Here is a 21,569-nt window from a genome sequence, read left to right on the forward strand (position 1 = left end):
CGTCCTACTCCAGCATCCCGCGCTCGGCGAGCCAGCGCTCAGCCCCTTCGATGCGCAAAAGCAGCGTGCTGTTCACGATCGACAGCAGCAGATGGCCAGCGGCATCGACAGCCGCCCGGGCGCTGTCGCAGTCCGGCTGCGTCAGCGTACGCGCACCGTCATGGTCGCGATCGAAGTGCAGCTTCGTCTCCAGCTCGATGACCGCCATGATGGCGGCCTGCTTTTGATCCATTCCCATCGATATCAGTCGACCTTGTTCAGGGTTGCCTTGAGGTACTGCCCGATGAGCTGCAATTGCGCGAGCAGTTGCTCGTAGGTCGCCTCCGAAAGCTTCCCGCGAACGTGCTCCGAGTTCGCGCGGTGGGCAATCTGGTTCAGGTTGTTGCTGGTCTTGTTGAAGATGTACAGCAACCGCTTGCGGTCTCCGCTCGCCACCGGGCGCGCAATCACCTGCGTACGGTTGGTGAGCACCGCCTGCCTGAAAAACTCTGATTGCGTCATCCCGCTTTGCGCCACCTTGGCAAGGTACGCTGCGCGATCCGCATCCGACAGACGGAACGCGATCGGCTTGCCCAGCCCTGCCCCGTCATTGCTCTTCTGCCGTGGCATTACCAGAGCCCCGTCGAACGACTACGGTCGATCTCGGCGCCGACCATCGCGAACGGCCTGCCGTCGTCCTCGATCGGATGCGCGCGAAACTCGTATTCCGGCCACCGCAACTCGCACTCGCGCAGCGCGCGCATTGCCTGGTCACCCGTCATTGGCAACGTATAGCCTGCCCACGGCAGATAACGCGGCTCGCTGCCGCGCTCGTCGGCACGCGGCCCCACTACAAGCTGGATCACCCATTCACTGCTCGGAATCATCGCCAGACCTCCGTATTCATTACGCATACCAGGCAGTGCTTAGTGTCAGTAACGGAGTTGCCGACACGCGGACGCGGCAATAGACCGCGGCGGGGTTTCAAAGGGGCCCGCCCCTTTGGCACGAAATATTTTACGGAACGCGTAGCGTTACGTAAACATATTCGACGTGCCTCGCCCCGCTCTTGCCACACATTATTTCCTACGCATATTCTACGCCCCTACTACACCAGTACATCACGCATTGCGTGGGAGTACTACCCAATACAACCTTGCCCCTACATGCTGTCGTCATTCATACTACGTCCATACTACATTTATTCGCCATTTCCCCAATGGATCACGAACAACTTGCTTCCGCGCTGCGCCGCCTTGCCAGCACAAGCCCGAAACGCAGTAAAGCTTCCCATCTCAAGGCCCTCCTTCCGGACATTGAGGCGGCGCTCGCCGCTCGCGTTCCCGCCGCTGATATCCTGAATACCTTGCGCGAACAGGGACTCGATATCTCCCTTCGGACGTTTCACGGAACCCTGTACAGGCTTCGAAAGATCACCTCTCCGCCCGATTCCGGCAGCAAATCCGGCGCTGCGGCAGCCCGCCCCAGCGCCCCGCCCCCCGTTACAGCCTCCCGAGCGACAGCCCCTCTCGAAACGCACAAGCCTACCCCTCCCACGACCGATGCACCGGCACCGGCACAGACTCGCATCAAAACCTTCGAGCAATTGCAGTCTGAGAATCCCCACCTCTCAAGCATGCAGTTGAACCGCCTCTACGCCGAACAGTACGGCGAACCTCGCGTGAGCAATGCCGATATTGATGCACTCAAGAAAAAATACCCTCAGCACGCGAAACCCTGAGCCGCATCGGCCCGCCGCACTGCGCCGGGTCGGGCCGCTCCCCATGCATCCTGCATGGGTCCCCGTGGCCCTCGATACGGGCGCGCGGCGCGCGCGATACCACCCTGGTTCGCACACGCAGTTACATTCTGTTTCGCAAAACGCGGCGCCTTCAGGCGTGCTCCTTGGCACAATCGCCCTGCCCCTGCCTAGTCCCCAAAGCCATGCGGTAGGAGCCTCGGAAAGCCGGTCTGCGTACCGGCTTCTTTTTTTCCTGTGCAGAACCCGTAAAGCAAAAAGCCGCCCGGGCGTTCACCCGGACGGCGGCATGTGACAACCCGCACTTACGCGAAGTGCATCACGGCTCAGGCGACTTCGGCTTCCTCCGCGTCCCCGTCGTTGCACTCATCCTGCGTGCTATCGGCATCGCTTTCCCCGTCATCCTCCCATTGGCCGTACGTGACGTGTTCCGGCACCTCACGGTTGCGCAGCACTTCCGGCAACCAGCCCGCGTCCGTCATGCGAAGCTCGGCGGCAGCTGCGGCATCGCCCTTTTTCAGCCCGCGCAGTTCGCCTGCGGCCTGCGGCGAAACCGTCTCGCCGACGACGGTCACGATACGATCTTTCGGGACGTGCTCGAAATACCCTGCACGCGTTGGCTTCCAGTAGCGCGTGAGGTCCAGTTCCAGCGTGTTCGCCACTTCGTTGACCGGGTGCGCCCGGTCAACGGGACTGATGCTGTCTACCGTCGCGGCCACGCAGAATGCAAACAGGTTTGACATCACGTCCACATCCTGTTGCAGCAGCCACGCGAGCAGTTCATCGGTGCGCTTCGGCAGCATCCGGCTCCACTTCGCCCGCTCGCCTTCAAACGCCTTCCATGCAGCGCTGTCGGCCATGTCGTCGGCGTTCGACACCAGCGCATCGCGCGATGTATGCACGTCGATCCGCACCGCATGGTCGATGTATGACTGTCGGTACACGTCATCGAACACAGCCGGAATCATCCGGTACATCAGCACGGCCAGCGCAACGGTCGGCTGCTGCGCAAGCTCGATCTGTACCGCAGCCGTGCGGTGCGCGGTAAGCCGTTTGCACAGCTTTTCGCCGTGCAGGGGCCGGGCCTTCGCGGGCAGGTCGCGATTTCGCTGCGCATGCGCGAAGTGAGCGATACTGCCCGCGTCTGCGTCGTTGATTTCCCGGCACCGCAGGCCGCGCGTGATCTGCACCTTCCCGTCCTCGTCAATGGCGACGAACGCACCGGCCTGCTTCATGTCGTCGGCGGCGAATGTTTCGAAGCGCTCGGCATAGGCGTCAACAGCAGCCGAAGCATCGTTGAGCGCGTTGTCCAGCTTTTCCCAAAGCGCCTCGTCTTCCTCGCCGTCCTGATCGGCGTAATACGCATCAAGCGCGGCCTTCGCCTCGTCGCGCGTGGCAACAAGCTTCGCAAGCTCGGCCTTTTCCGCTTTGGTCGGCTTGCGCGTGGTCGATGCGATCCGGTCGTACTGGAACAGTTCGGCCTGGTCACAGCGGGTCCGCGTTTCCACGAAACACCAGCCCTCAGTGGCCACGGCTTGGGATAGCTCGATCAGGCGGTCAGTTGCCAGGCGATGCAGCAGGTCAGCGTCCGCGATGTATCCGGCGTTCTGGTCGTCGGAAAACAGATCGCGACGCACGTAGCCGCCTGCCGCCTCGTAAGCGTCTAGCCCGACAAACTTCGCGAGCGGATTCTCGCTGGCGTCGAGCTCCGCTTTCGTCAGCGCTGCGCGCAGTTCGGATGGTCGGCGTTGCCAGGCATTTGGGGCATCGTTCCACACGCGTTCCTGCGTCGCGTGATCGTCGGCCAGTGCAAGCACCTTCGCCTGCTCATAATCCAGCTTGTCGTCGCGCAGCAGGTCAAGCAGCGCCGGAGCGAGGTTCGAAATTTTCAGTGCACGGCGCACCACCATTTCGGAGACTTTGAACAGCGCCGCGACGTGGGCCACACTTTTGCCATCCTCCGTGAGCAGGCGGAACGCTACGCTTTCATCTGCGATCGACATGGCTTCCCGTTCCCGGTTCTCGATCAGCGACGCAGCCACCGCCTCGCCATCACTTACGATCAGCACCGGCACCAGGTAATCCTTAGTAATGTGCCCCTGCGAAAACAGCAGGTCCAGCGCAGCGAGCCGCCGTTGTCCGGCGCACACGCCGAGCTTCGGCACCTTCGCGCGGCCTTTCATCTCATGCACGACGAGATTCTGTATCAGTCCTTTCCCGGCAATTGTTCCGGCCAGCGCCTCGATGCCGGTGGGTGCCTTTTTGCGGATATTCAGCGGTGAGCGGCACAGCCGTCCGTACGGGACGTATTCGATCTGCGCTTCGTTGCCGAAGTTAGCTTCGAGAACGGATTCAGTTACACGGATTTCAACGACTTCCATTATGGATGCCTCCGGAAATGGGCCGCAGCGGAATGCCGGGCCACACTGATATGATAGGTCGAATTGCCCTTATAGCACGTAATTATTCGATTTATATTTTAAATTGATTTATCTTTATGATTGAAACATGGGATCGTTAAAATCTTGATGTAACGGTCAATACGACCTAATATAAAAGCGTGGCCCGGCATTCCGCTGCGGCCCATTTCCGGAGATAACCGTGATTGACAATGAAACCAGAATCTCGTCAGCAGTCGTTGTCGATGAGTTGCGTCTGAATTTCCTTCCTCACTACCTGGGCGCGCAATACCTTCGGGGCGAGGCATTGGTGTACGACTGGGCTGCCCGCCTTTCGAGTGCCTACAAGGGCGGTTCGTGGGACTTCTTCCAGTTGTCGAACAGCGGCTTCTATATGGCTCCAGCGAATTGCGGACGGGTGCATGTGCGGTGGCACATGAACGGCTACAGCGACACGATGGGCGCTGACGCGTTCGGCATCGTCGTCACGCTGTTTGCCCTGTGCCATCTCGCGGAAAAGTGCGGCGATGACAGGATCGTTGACCACTACCACGCGCTGCGGGCCTACGCGGCGCAGCACGTAGAGGCCGCCAACATTCTGCGCGCCATCGACTGACGCATTGACCACTCACGGCCCTAGCCTGTGGGCTGGGGCTGATCCTGATATTGGGGAACAGCATGGATACCACTTACCTGACAAGCCGCTTCGGACGCAACGCAGTTGGCACACGATCGGATCGCCCGCTGACGAATGACGAGATTGCAGAGGTTGCCCCGTCGATCTTCGCGCTGTCCGCGCACGAAAGTCGCTCGGAACGGTACACCTACATTCCAACCAGCGATGTACTGGACGGCCTGCGCAAGGAAGGTTTTCAACCCTTCATGGCCTGTCAGACCCGCGTACGCGCCGACGACAAGCGCGCACACACAAAACATCTGGTCCGCCTGCGCCACGCCGACCAGGTCACGGGCCGCGAAGCCAACGAAATCATCCTTCTGAACAGCCATGATGGCAGCAGCAGCTACCAGATGCTCGCCGGGATGTTCCGGTTTGTGTGCCAGAACGGTATGGTCTGCGGGGACACCATTGGTGATATCCGCGTGCCTCATAAGGGCGACGTAGTCGGCCAGGTAATCGAGGGGGCGTTCAAGGTGCTCGACAGCTTTGAGGCAGCGACCCATCAGCGAGAGGGGATGGCCGGTCTGGCATTGACCGACGGCGAACAGACCGCTTTCGCACGGGCCGCGCTTGCGCTGCGGTACGACGACGAGAAGCCCGCGCCCATCACTGAGCAGCAACTATTAACACCGCATCGCATGGAGGATCGCGCACCGGACCTATGGACGACATTCAATCGCGTGCAGGAAAACATGATCAACGGCGGCCTGCGCGGTCGTAACGCGAATGGGCGGGCAACCACAACCCGCGCCGTCACCGGCATTGACCAGAACATCAGGCTCAACCGCGCCCTTTGGGTGCTCGCCGACGAACTGTGCCGCCTGCGCGGATGACAGGTGCGCCCGGCCTTCGCGCCGGGCATGACCTCAACTATGGAAACCGACATGGATACCGCTCACATCCGCCCAACGTGGCTGACCGCCCTCCTTCCGCTGCTGGCCGTCTATCAATACGGCGATCGTTCCCTGGTGCGCGCGGAACTGTTCCGCATGGCCTTGTCCGCCGATGCCGCCGCGCGCTCCGCCGAAGCACTCGACCGGATTGCCAACATGCTGGACCGCGACGGGCACCCAATCGACATGCACCGGGAAGAGTTGCGCGCGATAGCCCGCAACGCTCTCTCCGAGTTTCATCGTGTGCCGCCCCGTGCCCCGCAGCCTGCCCTACCCGAGTCAGGATTTTAACGAAAGTTGCCCTCTGTTTCATTCAAACTGTCAGGAGTACAAATCATGAACAAGCTTTTCTTTACTGGCCGTGTTGCCGCCGCCCCTGTGCTTGCGAATCACGGTGATTCGAAGGTGACGAAATTCACCCTGATTTTCAACGAGTACGCCGGTCGCGACGAAGGCAGCGGTGAAGCGAAAGAGCGTCAGGTGAGAATCCAGTTCACCGCCTTTGGTTCGCGCGGTGGGGCCATCGCCAGAAACGTTCTGAAGGGCGATCAACTGATCGTTGAGGCGAAGCTGTCGAACAACGATTTCACGGACGGTGAAGGCATCGAGCGTTACGGATACAACTTCACGGTCGATAACTTCGACTTCGGCGCGCCCGGTGAACTCAAACGGGCGCAACTGGCGCGGCGTCAGGAATGATGCATGGTGGCCCCGGTTCATGCCGGGGCTGTTGATCAGTACAGGAGATGACGCTGAAACCGTGGGCTGCGGTGGTTCCTTCCGGCCCATGCCTGGCCGAAATAGCCTCAGCGGCATGGGCGTCCCAGGCGTCCGGAAAGGGCACCCCCTTCCTGCCAAACCTTGAGTCCGGATAACCGCAGGCGTCACGCGCGCGCCGGCGCGCCCGGATCGAGGCGCACGGGGACCCGCGCCAGTAGGCGTGGGGAGAGCGCCGGCGCGGCGCAGTAGCGCCGGGACGATCCGGTACAGCGCAAGCGAACCGCAGCCGGGGTCGTCAAGCAGCCGCAGGCTGCGTGTTTCCTCCGCGGCGAAGCCGTGGGGGCTGGATCCAGGATCGGCTTGCGGACCTTCGAGGCCAGCGCTGTCGTACGATCCCGTACACGGACTCAATCAACAGGACCAGAGATGGAAGAGAGAACGATTTACGCTGGTGCAGACGGACTGGCACGTCTCGAGGTGCACATGGTTGTGGCCTGGCGCGAACGGACGCGAGGAACTGGCGTTGGGTACCGTCGCGAATGTTTCGGCGGCATGGTTGTCGGGCTTGCGCTGGCCGATGCCGTCGATGCAACAGTGCCGTTCGGCATCGCCGCTTTTATCACCGAACGCGGGTACGAGGCCGAATCCTCCTACTCCGGACAATCAAGGTAACACCATGAACATTGCGCCCCGGCCGAAAACGCACCGGATTACCAGCGACGTGCCCGAGCACCTCCTCGAGGCATTCCAGCACACCATCGCCGAGTTTTTTGCGAACGCGCACGGCGGCCAGACGCCGGCGCAGCGCGCAGCGGAGATCCGCGCTGGCGATCGTGACCGCGGCCTCGATTCGCTCCTGCAGCTCGTTGACATGGCCGAAGGCGACACCGAACAGGCGGAGACCGTCGCCGAATTTCTCGCGGGCCTGTACAACGGCACCGACTACCGTCTCGACCTCACGGCGCTGCGGGCGCCGGACGACGATCTGTTCGAGCACTGTCTCGCCGTGCTGCGACTCGACCACCGCCCGACTGGTGAAGTGCACGGCTATTTTCCTGGCGGTGAGCGGCGCCGGCAGCAGATAATCACGCGCTGGAATCTGGACAAACGTCCGGCCAGAGCCGGCGCCGCTTCATGGCGAACGCTATCAGGCCAGCTATGTGACGTATCAGGAAGCACCAGGTTATCGCGATATGACGCTGGTAGCGGTGATCGACGGGAACCCTGCACGCCAGCAGCCGATCGAACTAGACTTTTCAACTGGCGCCTCGGAGCGTATAGCCGCGATCTTATCTACCTGCATCGCGGGGCCTGGCGGCCGCGTGAGTGGCACGAAGGGCCACTCGACATGTAGGAAGGCGAACTGCGGCCGCAGTGGCTTTAGATTCCGGGCGCACGCCTTATGCGCCAGTAGTTGAGACGAACGTAAGAGTACCAGGGGGAAAGCATATGGCAGTTGACACAAACACGACAATCCGACGCGAATGCTTGCAGCCCGCGATCTACTGGGCCAAACCGACCGGGGCAGAAATCCAGGAGGTAGTGCGGCTGGCCGGTTTTACGGGACGTAGTGCAGCGGAATTTCTGGACCTCGCTGACAAGAGCGGGCGGCAGATACGTCGTTGGATCAGCGGCGAAAATGAAATCCCCTATTCCGCATGGGCGCTACTCTGCCATGCCGCCGGATTTGGCCATATCTGGGAAACAGAAGAGTAGCCTCGATACGCTGATGATTCGCAATCCTGCGGTTCCTGTATCACGCCGGGGGCGCGACTAATCGGGGTGCCCCTTCAAGATTCGGACGTTTACGTACGCGAGGCTGGGGCCATCCCAGTATTTCCGAGTCTTCAGATGCCCTCTTCCCTGACGGCCTCCCCGAGTGTGTCAGGTAACAAAACGAAAAAAGAGCGATGCCATGTCGGGTTGCAACCGGCTTTGCGCCGTGAGCGATCCTCTCCGGGGAACGACACCCGGGCTGGGACCCGACACCTGCAACCATCTGCCCGGATGAATACATGCCGTGCAAGGCAGCTTGTGCACATTTGTTACGCGTAACGAAATAGCATATTTATCGTTATGTATAACGTAAAATAGATTTGGTCAACCGCACCAGGATGGATCATGCCTTCACCGGCAAACGACAAGGTAACCGGCATCACGGAAAAGCGTGGCCGTGGCCGGCCACGGAAACCGGATGCGATGTCGAACGCTGAGCGTCAGGCAGCGTGGCGAGCCCGACATGGCGCGCACACAAAATCCGTTACTGTAACGAAAAATACCCCTCCGCCTGCCGACGCCCATGACGCCCTGGTGCGGGAGTGCGAGCAGCTGCGTGGTGAACTGGTACAGGCGCGGCGCGAGCTTAAGACTGTGTCACGGGCGAAGCCGTCTGCCCAAGCTCCTTCTGACGTGGCGACAGTCCTCGGACGGCTTCCGCGTCAGGAAGACGCCGATTCTGGCGAGCGGCGTCTGCACCTGACGATGACTGGCACCCAGTTTTTCGCGCTGGAGCGGTTGGGCGCGCACTTCGGCCTGTCCCGGCGCGCGGTGATCGAGCGCATGATCGACTGGGCCGACGACACGTTTTCGAGGTCGCTTTACGACGACGAAGCCGCATTTAACCGTTACATCGACCGTGACCGTAACGAAAAATAATCCCCCTACTGACTGGATCGGCACGAGCCAGTTCAAGAACCTGCAGGACCGGTTCCGCCAGTGGTGGTCCGTGACAGGCGACGTCCCTAAACGCATGATGTAATCGGTTTTGACAACGCACAGGCACCTTGAATGGCGGCACCCCGCGAAGCATGGCCGGCGGGTTGGTTGATCACACGCCATCGTCCGCTTGCCACTGCCACACGAAATGCTCGTCACGATCCCTTCGCAGCAGCGCGCCGCAATAACCGAGGGTCGGTCAACCACTCATCACGCGCTCCAACCAGGACGAGCGCGAAGTCCGGATGATTGGGATTGAGCAAATAATTGGATTCTGCAGGAACGACCGCACTGGGAACAGCCAGCACGGCGCTGGTTCGCTTCCGCTCCCACGCCGATCCAAGTTGCTGCAGTTCGGCCCGCGCTGAAATGTCCCGCCAGTCGCGAGGCAAACTGGCGGGATCGATACGTTCGACGATTTTCTCCGGGATAGTGGCCGGGATCATCACATAGCGGGCGCGCAGCGGTGAATCCTGGACCAACATCTCGAGCAGCGCGAGCGATTGCGTCTGCGCCGTATACACCATCGCGACGCCTTTGGGATTCCACCGGCCACCGTACAATCGCGCTCCTTCCCCAGAAAAAGCGGTATCCGCATATCGTTCAGTCACCACCCGCCATGCCGTGAACATCACGCAAACACGCCATGCTCGATGCGTCCCAGCGTATCCATCACGCTATCGGTGCCAATGTCGGTATCGACAAGACTCAGTGGCGTGGCGTCTTCCAGGGCAGCAACCGGCATCTTAAGCCAGGCGAGTGCCAGGTCGAGATCGTCAAACACCTCGGCAGCGCGCGCTGCGACACGCGCGAGTCGCAGCAGCTTGGCTGACTCCTCACGGCTCAACACCCCTTCCCGCTTGCGACGCGCCAAGGTCCGCTCCGGGATATCGAGCGCCTGCGCCAGTTCTGCTTGCGAAAGTCCGATGGATTTGAGCATCGCGTCCAGCGCCCGCGACGAAATGCCGTGGCGGACGACCTCCACCCATTCAAGGCCGGATCGGGGAGAACGCGGAAATACCGACCGGCCTCCCAGTAATGAATCGGCTGATACCTTCTCGATGACGTTCACGGTTTCACCTCCTGCCATTTGGCATCTATTTTATACCAAAATGGCAGAGACGGTAGCTGCTGCTGGGGCGTCGCCGGTCCGGGCGGGACTGCCGGCTACTTTCAGCGAGAGATTGCGCCAAAACCCCTTGGGGGGTGTGCCATGAACGTGTTTGTAATTTGAACGCGATGTTGTACCCGAGACGGAGGAAGTGCACCTTTGCCTCTACTTGCGTTGCACTCGCGCGGCCTTTCTAAGTTCGCCGGCAACAAAGGAACCAAACGTATTGGCGATATCCGGAAAGGTCAGGATGTTCGCCTCTGTTACCTGGGCAGGTTTAAGCATCTGGCGTTCAATCGCCCGGAGCCCCATAGTGCTCGATGCGACAAACTTGCGGACAAGGTCCTCCCGTTTCTTCTTGTCTGCCGTGTCAAAGTATTCGCGCGCGAGGCGAATCTCTTCGTGTCGACGGTGTTCGGCTGCGGCGTTAGCTGCCGCCAAGTTGGCAGCTACCGCTTTTTGAATGTTGGAATTGGAGTCCTGTTGAACCGTCGCCGCGTCAACCAGTTGCGCCTGAATTAACTCAACCTGCTTATCGGCTTCGGACACTCGGTAGTTGTCCGAAAGGGCTTTCATCATGTACCCCGCAGCCGTTTTAATCTTGTCGCCCTGTCGGATTCTCCACCGGGTGTATTCGATGGCCTGTTGAATGCGCTCATCGGTCCACACTGCCCGGTTCTGCGCGATTGTCTCAAACTGCTTTTCGGACAGCGCGAATTCGTTCTGCAGCGTCATGAAAAGCGCTACCGAATTGAGCATATCCGCCTTGGAGGCCACAGCTGCCTCCTTGCGCTTGAGCCTGAAGCGAATCTGGTCTTTCTTTCGCGAACCCGGAGTCCCTGCCCGGGTTTCATACGACAGCTCGATGTCAGACAGCTCGTTGATTTGGCTCACGGCTGGCTCTAGGTAATCACGCTTGAAGTATTTGAATTCAGCGTTGTTTGCCCATGACTTTCCGGGCAGGTTTCTAACGAGGTCCAGCGGCAGCCACTCCGTTACCGCGTTCGGAACAAATGGCAGGACATGGTCGTAGATTGCGCGCGCATAGATAAGCGTAAATCTCGAGGTGATTAACAGGCTAGTCCAGTAAGAATTCTGGGGGTCCTTGATGAGGCGTTGCAGCTCAACCGGCACCCTGAATCGAATCCGACCATTTCTGACACTGACGCGGCCTATCAGCTCAAGCCAGTCGCCATCCTCATTTTCGACCACCAAGTCGTGGTCATCCGCCTCATCATCGACTGCCCTGCCCTTTTCCTCACCGCTTTCAACGGACTCTTCCACCATCCGTCCAGCCGAATCGACCGACAAGACTGGCGCGCTTGTCACTTCGAGCATGGAAGATTTGACGCTACGAATGACGCTGGAAAAATGCTTCTTGTTTTTACTGTCATAGCGCATCAGCCATTTGAAAAAGCTGAGGGTGACATCGTAGGCTTCCTGGACTTCAGGTTCCTGCGCGACGATAAAGTAGGCGGCGTCAACGAAACGCCTAGCGGATAGACCGAGGCCAATAATGCGGGCAAAGACCCGGTTCTTTTGATAGCCGATATCCTTGTCAGAGACGGCCTCATTGATAGACCCGCGTGTCGGCGCCATTTCGACGAAAAGGTCAAGCGCATATTGAAGCGGGGTCACTCGCCGTTCGACGCTGCTGGCCATGCCTGTTCCCTGAAAATGCAGCTATTCTTAAGCCAAAATTTCAGCAGACTCTAAGCATATAAAGGTGAGATGTCAATGGATGCGTCTCACCTTTCGCGCCGTCGACGACCGCGGGTACAACATCTCTCACCTTCGGTACAACAAGTCTCACCGTCAATTCAGACACGTGCGCCCAAACCTCTGCGCGGCCGGGATTCCGCCCGCTTATCCACAGACCTGCCGCCAAATCTCTCACCTCGGGACCGGCTATGGCACCTTCTCTCACCTTCGGGTCCACGGAGTCTCACTTTTTACCCTTCTGATTTCTCACCTGCGAGGTACATTATCTCTCACCTTTGACACATCAACTCTCACCCCACAGGTGTTAACCTGTTGATTTTAAAGGATCCCAATCTTCCCTGTTAGTTTGTAGGTTCGTTTTTTTTATAAAACAACCTACAAACGGGTGACCAGTTCATTGCCCTATTGAAAGAGCATGACGCGGATGGTCGCGGACAGGCGCTTTGGCAAGATACGACCGGTGATTGCTAATTGGCCTCGCCGAATTCGCGGCACAAAAGCAGCCGTCGTCAAGCGCCAGTGAGGTCGGAACAGTCAGCACATCGGCTGCTCGGATATAGCTGAAGTTGCTCTTCGAAAGGTGAGAGATTTTGTACGCGTGGTTTGGCTTTGAGATTGCACAAGGAGCGCACGGTACGAAATCTCCCACCTATTCGTTAGGCCGCCGATGGCCAATGGAAATGCGCTTCCGTGGCGAGCATCCGTGCATCCGTAGGATGAGAAACTTTGTGCTCAATATGCTGGTGCATGGGCAACTAGGCAAACTAGGTACACAATCTCTCACCTTTAGCTCTGGTTCGTGGTTAGTGAAAGGCGAATGTGAGATGGACACGGTGTGGAGACGCCATTCTGCGTGCCGCAGGCCCGCTTTTCTGCCTCGACATGTCTGATTTTTCCTAACTGCGGCAGCAGCCCGATTACTTCGTTTCTTAGTACCTTGACGGGAATACGCTCACCTCGGCTCGTGTAGCTCGTCAAAGGTGAGAGATTTTGTACCTGCAATGGCGGAGACTCATCTTCTGTCCGCGCTGGGACTGGGTGAGTGAATATATAGAAAACAGTGGCTTACGGGCGACTCTTCAGAATTCAGACGATGAAACAAGCATGTTTCTGCGTTTTTCCTGTATTCTCCGTTTAGCTTCAATTTTCAGGGAAAACTCAGAAATGGCCAATGTCAGTCAACCGATGCCGATAGACCGAACCGTAACGCTTGAGGAAATCTCCGATTTCGCGGACGTCGTCACCGATTATGCAACTGAATTGCGAGACCAGATTATAGCGCCGCGCCCGCGCAAGGAAGCGCCGGTGTTCACTACGGGAGAAGTCGCCGAGCTATGTGGGTTGACGCGTCAGCAAGTGCAATATCTTGCAACGAAGGGGGACGGTGTGTTGCCGGAGGGGCAGTCGACAGGCACTGGCCGAAGCCGTAGTCGTCTATTTACATTGGTTGAAGCTCGAAACTGGGTACAGAAGGTATCGGACATTTACCAGACGCCGCTGGTAGTCGGTCCGAGTGACTTTGAGGGCAAAGTGATCGTTACCTCACAGCTCAAGGGCGGTTCGGCCAAAACGACGTCAGCTATGTGTCTCGCCCAAGGGCTGAGCTTGCGCGGGAGAAAGGTTGTCGTAGTTGATCTCGACCCCCAAGCTTCCCTTTCGGAGCTGTGTGGCTTGTATGCCGAGAAGGAAGTCTTTGCTGACGACACGGTACTCCCTTATATCTATGACCAGAAGGTAGAGGGCGGCCTACTGGCGAAGGTGCAGAAGACTTATTGGGACGGGCTAGACATCATCCCTGCTCATACTGAGCTAGTCGGTGCGGAGTATCACCTCCCAGCAATGCAGATGAAGATTCCTGGCTTCAAATTCTGGCAGGTGCTGCGCGACGGGCTCGCGCCTTTGCGCACGCATTACGATTACATCATTCTGGACACGTCGCCGTCTCTTTCGTACCTGAATCTGAACGCCCTGTTAGCCGCGGACGCGATGGTGATGCCCATGGTCCCGGAAAATCTCGACTTTTTCAGCTCACTTTCGTTCTGGCGGCTTTTCTCCGACGTCGCAAAGTCCTTTATCAAATACGAATCCAACAAAAAGTATGACTTCGTGTCCGTCCTGCTGACGCGTGTGAATTACAGCACCACTTCCGCGGCTCCTGTCGTCCGCACTTGGGCGCAGGGCGCTTACCGGCACTGGCTGTCCCAGTTCGAGGTTCCAGCTAGCTCCGTGATGAGTTCGGGCGCGCTTGCGTTCACTACCGTATTTGACATCAGCAGCTCGCACAGCCAGGCCAAGTCCTTGGCGCGGGTAAGACAGCCGCTCGTCGACTACTGCCGATGGGTCGATGACATGTTCGTCCAACAATGGAGGCCGGCACAATGAGCAACGGCAATATTCGTGACCAGATGCTGGCTAAGACCGCCGGTCTTCGCTCGACGGCGGAAAGAACCCCCGACGTTGGCCGGCGCGCGAGTCGCACAGAGACCGCGCCGGGTATGGCCGGGGCATTGGCGGCTGCGCAATTGAGGGTGCAGGAACTCGAGTCGACGGGCACGTCGTCGCAATTGCCTGTTTCCGCCATCGTCCCAAATCCCTGGCAGCCGCGGCGAGTTTTCAATGAAACCAAACTGTCTGAGCTCGCGGAATCGATTCGCGAAGTGGGGCTCATGCAACCCATCGTTGTTCGGCGCGTCGAGTCGGCGTACCAGATTGTCGCCGGGGAACGCCGTTGGCGGTCACATAAGATGCTTGGGCTTGAGAATATCAAGACAGTAGTGATCGAATGCTCCGACCAAGACATGATTGTCTTGGCGCTTGTCGAGAATTTGGGACGGGACGACCTGTCTGACTATGAGGTTGCCATCTCCATCCGGCGGTCTGAGACTGAGTTTCCGAGTCGCAAGCGTTTGGCGGAATCACTGGGCCTGTCGCGCACAGGCCTGTACCAGTTTCTCGCGTTTCAAAATTTGCCTGACTTCATCAAGAATGACCTCGATTTGCAGCCTGGTCTTCTCGGTTGCAACGCAGCTGAGGAGGTAGTTTCTGCTCTGAAGAAGCACGGGGCGGACGCTGAATTGGCAGCGCGAGAATTGTGGCCCGACGTGGTGAAAGGCGAGTTGGCCCAAGGCAAATTCGCTCCAGCAATCGCCGCCATGGTCACACGTCGCGCGACCGGGACAGCGGCTCGGGAGCGTCTCATTGAGAAGTTTTTCGCTGGCAAGGACCAAGCTGGAAGCATAACCAAGGACGTCAACAATTTCACGGTCAAAATCAAAACCGCGTCGTTGACCGAGGCGCAAGAGACTCGAATCCGGCAACTAATAAGTGATCTGTACAAGGGTGAGCCGCGCTGACCGTCCGACGCAGCCGCCATCGAAGAGCCCGCCTCGAGCGGGCTTTTTTGTGCCTGTAGAACGTCGGGTTGGTGTCAGTAATACTGACACAGCCCCCAAACCGAACAACCCGCGGTTTCACTTCTGCGGGACTCGCCCGAGTGTCGACCTGCACGCACCTCCGGTGAACAACTGCCGTGTCAGTATTACTGACACACTCAAACTGCTGTCAGTGAGCAAACAAAACAGTCAGGCTAGATCCCTGCTGTTTAGAATCGCGGGGGTGTGTTGATGTCTGGCCGTCCGTCGCGGCTCTGCCCCCATCGCGAAGCGGTCCGCGCGATCGGCCGCCGACGGGCCGCTTTTTTCGCTTCAATGCCGCTAACTCCTGTTAGCGGCATTGACTATGCGGACGGCACAGATGGTAAGGCTTGATCAGCCGGTTTCGGCCGGATCAGACTGGCGATGCGGCGGCAGCATCCTCCAGCGCTGCCTCAAAAAACCGCTCCACCGCGCGGTACTGCCGGGCCGCGTCGCCCTTGGTGTAAAGGGTCGTCGTGCCGAGACTGGCGTGGCCCAGGCCCGTCTGCACGTCCCGCAGGTCGCTGCCGGCGTCGAGCGCGTGATTCGCATGCGTGTGGCGCAGCCAGTGCGTGCTGGCCCGTTTCAGGTCCGCCGCGGCACCGGGGTAGCTGGGCGCGAGCGCGTCCGCGGCCCGCCTGAAGATGGCTTTGTACAGCCGGGCCAGCGCGTCGGGCGTCAGGGGCTTGCCGGTTTTCAGGTGGGCGATCAGCGGCGTGTCAGCGGGCGCGGTCTCGAGCGTGCAGGGCGTCGGCCGCAGCGGCAGCGACGCCGCGAGCGTCTCCATCAGCCGGTGTGGCATCGGCACCTGCCGCTCGCGCCTGCCCTTGCCCATGACCCGCAGGGTCCAGGCGTCCTCGAGGGCCGCATCTAGTGCCTTGCGCGACAGCGCGCCGGTGGTGGCGGTGGCCAGTTCGGTGCGGCGCAGCCCGGTCGCATACGCCAGCAGCAGCGCAAAACAGTCCCTTTGGTCGGCGAGCGAGCCGCCGGGCAGGTTCAGTGGCCGGCTGACGGTCTGGAGCACAAAACGCCACTGGGCGTGCGTGAGCGTGCGCCCGGTCACGTCGACCAGCGGCTTCGCACTGTCCACCTTCTGCAGCCCGTGAAACGGGTTGACCAGCAGGTAGTGCTCCTCCACCAGCCAGCTGCACAGGGCCGACAGGATCTTTCGGGCGGTCTCCCGGCTCGCGGGCGGCAGTTTCTTGGCGAACGGCCGCCAGGCCGTGTCGAACCGCTCGGCCTTGCCGTTGCCGATCCAGCGGTCAGCGGGTTGCGGGTCGGCCAGGAAGCCATTGATGTAGTCGCGGCAGTCCAGCGTATTGAGCGAAGACAGCGGTTTGCGCCGCACGATGATCGCCCACAGCAGCAGCCGCTCGGCTTCGCGCCGGTAGGCGCGGGCGGTGTGCGCGCTGCGTTCGCCGCGGATCGCGATCCACGCGTTGACGGCGTCCAGGTCGGTGGCGAGTTCCGCCTGGTGGGCGGGCACGGGCGCCCGGTTCAGGCCGTGCGACCCATCCAGTTCGGGCGGCACGCGCAGCGACTCCAGGGGCGCCACGTCGGCGCTGACGACCGGCCGGGTGAGCACCGGATGGCCCACGGCGAGCTGCCGGCGTGGCGTGGTCGCCAGCGGCGAGAGGATGCAGTCTAACGAGCGCGCGTGCAGATCCAGCCAGTCGGTGATGCGCTGCGCGCCTTTCGGACCGAGCCTGGGCACGGCGGTGTACCAGCGCTGCCGGCGGCGCTGGATCAGCGCGAGCAGGTCGGCGAGGGTGGTTAGCCCCGCGGCGGCGAGGCGCGCCGCGACCTCCGGCTCGAACCAGCCGTCGAGCGGGTGCTCTGGCGCAGGGTCCTGAACCAGCGCGCGTTCCATGCGCTCGAGCGCCGCGGCCTGGCGGGCGCGCAGCCGCGCATTGCGGGCGATTTTCCGGTCAAGGGCGGCCGAGGGCGGCGGCGGAAAATCACCCCGGTACAGTTGCAGGAGCTCGGCCTCGGAATAGAAGCCGTCGGGGTCCACCTGCGCGCGGTAGGCTTCGAGCGTAGGGACGTCATCCCGAGCGTGCAGTTCAGCCAACGGAATGCTGCCCGGTTTCAGCCGCAGCAGGTGCGCCGCCTCGAGGTCGCATGCGCGCCGCGCCGCGACGGCCAGCGTGTCGCGCAGCGTTGCGATCAGTCGGCGCGTGACACGCACGTCGGTGCCGGGCTCGCCGTACGCGGCGTGGAGTCCCCCGACCGCTGCGCCTTCCAGCCAGCCGCGATAGAGCGCGAAGTGCTGCCGGGTCAGGCGACGGGCCGCGCCAGCGTGTGCCGGCCGGCTACCGGTCATCGGGAGTCCTCGGTCGCAGGCGGCCCCCTTCGTTGATCCAGACGCTTCCGTGCTCCACGTTGTCCAGCTCCCCAGCGGCGACATGCTCCACGATGAACTGCCGCCAGAGTTCAAAGCACTGGCCGACCAGTTCGACCGCCGGCAGGTGCGACGCCGCTCCACCACGTTCGAGCGCGATCCGGATCTCGACTTTTGCCCGCGATACGTGCCCAGGCGCTGAGCGGCCGAGCGGGATAGTGATCGCTGGCCCCCCCGGTCGGGCGACCACGTTCGCGCGGGTGCCGCCCCTTGCCGGGTCGAGCCACGCGTGCTTGGCCGTATTCGCTAAGTCGGCACAGATCTGCAGTGGCTCGTGTTCGTCGATGTACGCATTGGCCTGCTCGTTCACCGGTTCGGGGAACCAGTCCTTCAACTGATGAAGATGGATGAAGGTCGAAGTCGCGACGTCCTCCCACATGTCGTGCCAGTCGATCGCATCATCGGCGAGGCGCGTACCGAAAGACGGCGCCAGTACGTTGCGAACGGAACGTTGCACGCGGTGCCAGTGCAGTCCGTACGTGCGCCGCGTCGGCGGTGTCCGGCCGAGGTGACCGTTGGGGTGGACTTCGCTTGACGCCTCAGGTGTCACCGCCGACGGGCGGCGAATCAGCGCCTTCAGCCGCTCGTGATCAGCCTTCACCTGGTCGGTGTGATTCGGGGAGGACGGGTCGGACAGTCCGCCGACGAGACGGTGCCACAGGGCCAAAGCTCCGTGGGCCATGCTGGTCTGTTGCTGACGCTGCGCCTTGGGCAACTGCAGCTTCCCCGCCCGGTCCATGAGCGCTTGGATTGTCTGCTCGGTGTGCGTCGTCAGCTCCGTGTAACTGTAGGTCTCGTTGGTCGTCATCGTGCGAGTGGCGTCTTCCCGGTTGAGTTGCCTGTCCGCCGAATGGCTGGAAGTGTTGCCGGGCGGGCCTTCCGGCGAAGTATGGCGGAGTGGGGCAAATCTGCCAAGGAAAATCATCACTCGTGATAACTCCAGTTATCAGATGTAGCGATTTTGCTGCAGCGGGGAAACGGCGGGTTTTTCTTGCGCCGCCGGGACACGCAGACCTTGAAAAGCAACAGGGCAGGGCCCACGTCGCCTTTCGCATGCGAAAAGGCGCGCGCGGGCTTCCGCGCGGGTGAGAACGACCACACAACGGGAATACAAATATGGATGAGATGAACTGGTTGACCGTCGCGACCTCGGTCCTCGGCAGCAGCGCCCTGGTCAGCGCACTGGCCTTTCTTCTGCGCTCCTGGATCAGTGAGCGGCTGAAGGGGGCGATCCAGTCGGAATACGCCGGGAAGCTCGAAACCCTGAAGGCCCAACTGAAGGGGGACGCCGATATGCGGCTCGAAGTCCACAAGGCCAGTCTGAAGGCGGCAGGCGACGTCGAGCTGGAAAGGCTGCGCTCGCAACTGGCCGCGACGGCGGCCGAACGCAACACGCTGCTCAATGCGCTCACCACGCGCCGGTTCGAAGCGATCGCCGCCATACACGCCCCGCTGCTCAAATTCCACATCGCGCTCGGACGACTGACCGCCGCGTTCCGGCCGGTCGGCGTCGACGAACAAGCATTGCTTAAGGAAGTCGCCGACGCATCGGAAGCCTTCGACAAGGTGCTCAGCGAGAAGCAGATCTTCCTGTCCCAGCGGACTGAAGCCAAGATCGTCGAGATCCGCCAGATGCTCGTCAGCAACGCCAACCTGTTCCAGTGGACGGTCGCGCTGAACCAGCACGACCCTGAGCGTCCCCTGAAGTGGATGGAAATCGAACAGACTGTTCGGGGCCCCGTCACGAAAGCGATCGGCGATCTCGCGGCGGAACTGCGGGCACTGATGGGCGACAAGCCAGTGGCGTAAGTACGACCGCTTCGCGCCGTCGTTCGCGCCACGCTGTCCCTGCGGGCGAAGGGTCCGGTAGATGGCTTCCTCGCGCTGAACCGGTATCCGATCTGCTAGCATCGGGACGGCCGCTCGCCGCATGCGGCAGCGGTCCGCAGGCACACAGTACGCGTGCCGCAGGGATCATGCACAGGAGGGGAGGAAGGATGCTCCAGTTCGACAGCGCACTGCGCTACACGTCGCCGGGTGAATTCCCGTCCGACCTATTGGACGACGTGTTTTCGGTGATCATCGCCCGTCTGGCCTCCCAGGCCAATCCGCAGACGGTCTACGAACTGTTCAAGCGACGCTTTGCACAAGCGTCGGGCCGGACCGCGACGCGCAGTTCGAACGAGAGCTGGGCCGAGAGTGACCTGCGGTCCTATATGGGGTATGCGGCCGACAACGCGGCTCTCTTCGTCGAAGCGCTGCACGATGCGATGAGCGACCTCGCGCGGCTGCACCCGGAGATTGGCCAGCCGCCGTGGGTCTATGTCAACAGCGTGCTGGCACCGAGCGGGTATGCGATCGACCCGCCGCGACTGATCGTCGGCACCATCGTCTCGGCTGTGTCCGTGCCGCAGAACGTCCCATCGCTCGACACCCAGGCCAACGAATTGATCCAGCGCTCGCTCGCGCAGTCCGAAGAGCTGCTCAACAGCGGGCGCTCCCGTCAGGCGGTTCAGGAAATACTCTGGCTTCTGGAAACCATTTCGACAGCCTTCGAAGGAAGCAGCCACGGCGACGGCACGGTGCAGGGCAAATACTTCAACCGGATCATTGGCGACCTGAAGAAGTTCAACCGTGGACGCATGCTGGGGCAGGTTGCTTCGTGGATGGAAACGCTGCACGGCTACCTCTCGGCGCCTGGCGGCGGTGGCGTGCGGCACGGTACGGTGCTCAACGATGCATACGAACTGAGCGACGTCGAAGCGCGCCTCATATGCGACCTCACGCGTAGCTACATTTCGTACCTGCTGAATGAACACCACCGCCTTGGACTCCGCTGATCCCGGATGTATGCACATGGTCATGCAAAGTCAACAGGAACAGATCTAGACGCGATGGGAAATGCGGCGCGACGCGCGCAGGCATCGTTTCGGTGAACCGGGGCCGGTTTGCGCCAGGCGAACGCGCCTAGACGGCGTGCAAGGAATAATCATGTTGATCGGGGGCGAAGGTGGATGAGAATCTCGAGGAACACGACGAAGGTTCACGATACGACGATCCGGACGCGATCGGCAGCACGGCGCTCTATCAATCGTTATCGAACCTTGTTTTTTTCTCCGACGATATGTACCTGAGTTCTCAGGCGCAAAACCTGAACCTCGTCGACCAGTTTCTTATGCCGTTGGAATACAAGGTATTGCGAGAACTGTTCGAGACAGACTCCACACCCGCTGACACGCATTTCCTGCTCGCGCAGTCGCAGATGTGGATCTTCGCTGCGTATGAACTGCTGCGAAACTGGAGGCAGCGTGCCAGTGAAATCATCAAGTGGCATGCGAACCACGGGCTTGAACAGAAACTGGCGTCGCTGAAAGAGCGGCACAAGGCGGACTTGCACTTTGGGCTAAGAATCAGAATTGAGCAGATCGAGCGGGTGCTGAACGACGAAGCGATCGTGGCCGAACTGGACAGGCAACGCCGACATATCTACATTCCGTTCGCACGTCTGGAGTGGGTTCGCGTGTCGCTTGCAAAACACGAAGTCAGCGGCAATCCAAAGCAGGCGGCGCTTATGCCCGGTTACGGGCGCATCAATAGCTGGTGCGGCTCACTGGACTTTGAACTGGAGAATGGTAAGTACAGTATGGGCTATATCAACCGCCGCGACATTGCTGACAGTATCCGCGATCTCGACTTCACGGCCGAACCTCCAGACGACGAGACGATCGAAAGCTTTGACGCGTTTATGTCTGGTAAGGGATTTGAGCCGGATTGAACC

The 21,569-nt window shown here is 60.5% G+C and carries 23 protein-coding genes and 1 pseudogene; 15 read left to right on the top strand and 9 right to left on the bottom strand.

Going from position 1 to position 21,569, the window contains the following annotated elements:
- Positions 1-4: 4 nt before the first annotated feature.
- Genes HV773_RS06490 through HV773_RS06500 form a run of 3 tightly spaced genes read right to left on the bottom strand, consistent with a single transcriptional unit; the run spans position 5 to position 866 of the window.
- Positions 5-232, bottom strand: a complete 228-nt coding sequence (locus HV773_RS06490) for a hypothetical protein (protein WP_246282218.1) — start codon at positions 230-232, stop codon at positions 5-7.
- Between the two features lie 11 nt (positions 233-243).
- Positions 244-609 (bottom strand): plasmid mobilization protein, encoded by a 366-nt coding sequence (locus tag HV773_RS06495; RefSeq protein ID WP_115783775.1) that lies wholly within the window; start codon positions 607-609, stop codon positions 244-246.
- Positions 609-866 (bottom strand): hypothetical protein, encoded by a 258-nt coding sequence (locus HV773_RS06500; protein WP_115783776.1) that lies wholly within the window; start codon positions 864-866, stop codon positions 609-611. Before HV773_RS06500 ends, HV773_RS06495 begins: the two co-directional genes overlap by 1 nt.
- A gap of 332 nt (positions 867-1,198) precedes the next feature.
- Here HV773_RS06500 and HV773_RS06505 point away from each other — a divergent pair, with 332 nt between their 5' ends.
- Positions 1,199-1,720 carry a hypothetical protein gene (locus HV773_RS06505; RefSeq protein ID WP_162831546.1) on the top strand — a complete coding sequence of 174 codons (522 nt, stop codon included), beginning with the start codon at positions 1,199-1,201 and terminating at the stop codon, positions 1,718-1,720.
- Between the two features lie 344 nt (positions 1,721-2,064).
- Here HV773_RS06505 and HV773_RS06510 read toward each other — a convergent pair whose 3' ends face one another.
- Positions 2,065-4,119: a ParB/RepB/Spo0J family partition protein gene (locus HV773_RS06510; protein WP_115783778.1), complete on the bottom strand. Its 2,055-nt coding sequence runs from the start codon at positions 4,117-4,119 to the stop codon at positions 2,065-2,067.
- A gap of 220 nt (positions 4,120-4,339) precedes the next feature.
- Between HV773_RS06510 and HV773_RS06515 the strand changes: the two genes are divergently transcribed.
- The 9 genes and pseudogenes from HV773_RS06515 to HV773_RS06550 all read left to right on the top strand — a co-directional run bounded on the left by HV773_RS06515 (position 4,340) and on the right by HV773_RS06550 (position 9,084).
- Positions 4,340-4,753: an antirestriction protein gene (locus HV773_RS06515; protein WP_115783779.1), complete on the top strand. Its 414-nt coding sequence runs from the start codon at positions 4,340-4,342 to the stop codon at positions 4,751-4,753.
- Between the two features lie 62 nt (positions 4,754-4,815).
- Positions 4,816-5,649: a DUF932 domain-containing protein gene (locus HV773_RS06520; RefSeq protein ID WP_115783780.1), complete on the top strand. Its 834-nt coding sequence runs from the start codon at positions 4,816-4,818 to the stop codon at positions 5,647-5,649.
- Positions 5,650-5,700: 51 nt separating this feature from the next.
- Entirely contained in the window at positions 5,701-6,000 is a 300-nt protein-coding gene (locus HV773_RS06525; protein ID WP_097397482.1) for a hypothetical protein, read from the top strand.
- A gap of 45 nt (positions 6,001-6,045) precedes the next feature.
- On the top strand, positions 6,046-6,408 hold the full coding sequence (locus HV773_RS06530) for a single-stranded DNA-binding protein (protein WP_115783781.1): 363 nt from the start codon (positions 6,046-6,048) through the stop codon (positions 6,406-6,408).
- Positions 6,409-6,855: 447 nt separating this feature from the next.
- Positions 6,856-7,101, top strand: coding sequence for a hypothetical protein (locus tag HV773_RS06535; protein ID WP_162831547.1), 246 nt, complete (start codon positions 6,856-6,858; stop codon positions 7,099-7,101).
- A gap of 199 nt (positions 7,102-7,300) precedes the next feature.
- Positions 7,301-7,468, top strand: a pseudogene (locus tag HV773_RS37475) (DUF7673 family protein); the annotation flags it as partial.
- A gap of 154 nt (positions 7,469-7,622) precedes the next feature.
- Positions 7,623-7,847, top strand: a complete 225-nt coding sequence (locus HV773_RS37480) for a hypothetical protein (RefSeq protein WP_425272062.1) — start codon at positions 7,623-7,625, stop codon at positions 7,845-7,847.
- Positions 7,848-7,878: 31 nt separating this feature from the next.
- A complete protein-coding gene (locus HV773_RS06545; RefSeq protein WP_115783782.1) occupies positions 7,879-8,145 on the top strand; it encodes an XRE family transcriptional regulator in 267 nt (88 codons plus the stop codon).
- A gap of 405 nt (positions 8,146-8,550) precedes the next feature.
- Positions 8,551-9,084 (top strand): hypothetical protein, encoded by a 534-nt coding sequence (locus tag HV773_RS06550; RefSeq protein WP_115783783.1) that lies wholly within the window; start codon positions 8,551-8,553, stop codon positions 9,082-9,084.
- 215 nt (positions 9,085-9,299) lie between these two features.
- Here HV773_RS06550 and HV773_RS06555 read toward each other — a convergent pair whose 3' ends face one another.
- From HV773_RS06555 to HV773_RS06565, 3 genes are all read right to left on the bottom strand, one after another.
- Positions 9,300-9,776 carry an RES family NAD+ phosphorylase gene (locus HV773_RS06555; protein ID WP_115783784.1) on the bottom strand — a complete coding sequence of 159 codons (477 nt, stop codon included), beginning with the start codon at positions 9,774-9,776 and terminating at the stop codon, positions 9,300-9,302.
- Positions 9,776-10,216, bottom strand: a complete 441-nt coding sequence (gene parS / locus HV773_RS06560; RefSeq protein ID WP_007731380.1) for a type II RES/Xre toxin-antitoxin system antitoxin — start codon at positions 10,214-10,216, stop codon at positions 9,776-9,778. Before parS ends, HV773_RS06555 begins: the two co-directional genes overlap by 1 nt.
- Positions 10,217-10,420: 204 nt before the next feature.
- Positions 10,421-11,917, bottom strand: coding sequence for a replication initiation protein (locus HV773_RS06565; protein WP_115783785.1), 1,497 nt, complete (start codon positions 11,915-11,917; stop codon positions 10,421-10,423).
- Between the two features lie 1,224 nt (positions 11,918-13,141).
- On the opposite strand from HV773_RS06565, the gene HV773_RS06570 reads away from it, so the two are divergent.
- Together HV773_RS06570 and HV773_RS06575 are read left to right on the top strand one after the other, a co-directional pair.
- The gene (locus HV773_RS06570) at positions 13,142-14,359 is read left to right on the top strand and encodes an AAA family ATPase (RefSeq protein ID WP_115783786.1); all 1,218 of its coding nucleotides are present in this window, start codon (positions 13,142-13,144) and stop codon (positions 14,357-14,359) included.
- On the top strand, positions 14,356-15,330 hold the full coding sequence (locus HV773_RS06575) for a ParB/RepB/Spo0J family partition protein (RefSeq protein ID WP_115783787.1): 975 nt from the start codon (positions 14,356-14,358) through the stop codon (positions 15,328-15,330). Before HV773_RS06570 ends, HV773_RS06575 begins: the two co-directional genes overlap by 4 nt.
- Positions 15,331-15,763: 433 nt before the next feature.
- Here the strand turns inward: HV773_RS06575 and HV773_RS06580 are convergent, their stop codons facing one another.
- Both HV773_RS06580 and HV773_RS06585 read right to left on the bottom strand, forming a co-directional pair.
- The gene (locus tag HV773_RS06580) at positions 15,764-17,713 is read right to left on the bottom strand and encodes a phage integrase family protein (RefSeq protein ID WP_115783788.1); all 1,950 of its coding nucleotides are present in this window, start codon (positions 17,711-17,713) and stop codon (positions 15,764-15,766) included.
- Positions 17,703-18,599 (bottom strand): hypothetical protein, encoded by an 897-nt coding sequence (locus HV773_RS06585; RefSeq protein ID WP_175194383.1) that lies wholly within the window; start codon positions 18,597-18,599, stop codon positions 17,703-17,705. Before HV773_RS06585 ends, HV773_RS06580 begins: the two co-directional genes overlap by 11 nt.
- Before the next feature lie 308 nt (positions 18,600-18,907).
- Between HV773_RS06585 and HV773_RS06590 the strand changes: the two genes are divergently transcribed.
- From HV773_RS06590 to HV773_RS06600, 3 genes are all read left to right on the top strand, one after another.
- Positions 18,908-19,600 carry a hypothetical protein gene (locus tag HV773_RS06590; protein ID WP_115783790.1) on the top strand — a complete coding sequence of 231 codons (693 nt, stop codon included), beginning with the start codon at positions 18,908-18,910 and terminating at the stop codon, positions 19,598-19,600.
- Between the two features lie 188 nt (positions 19,601-19,788).
- Complete coding sequence (locus HV773_RS06595; protein WP_115783791.1) at positions 19,789-20,631, top strand: hypothetical protein; 843 nt, start codon at positions 19,789-19,791, stop codon at positions 20,629-20,631.
- A gap of 170 nt (positions 20,632-20,801) precedes the next feature.
- Positions 20,802-21,566, top strand: a complete 765-nt coding sequence (locus HV773_RS06600; RefSeq protein WP_115783792.1) for a hypothetical protein — start codon at positions 20,802-20,804, stop codon at positions 21,564-21,566.
- Positions 21,567-21,569: the final 3 nt, after the last annotated feature.

Origin of the sequence: Paraburkholderia caffeinitolerans (assembly GCF_902859945.1) — a bacterium.
In the GTDB taxonomy this organism is placed as follows: Bacteria; Pseudomonadota; Gammaproteobacteria; order Burkholderiales; family Burkholderiaceae; genus Paraburkholderia; species Paraburkholderia caffeinitolerans.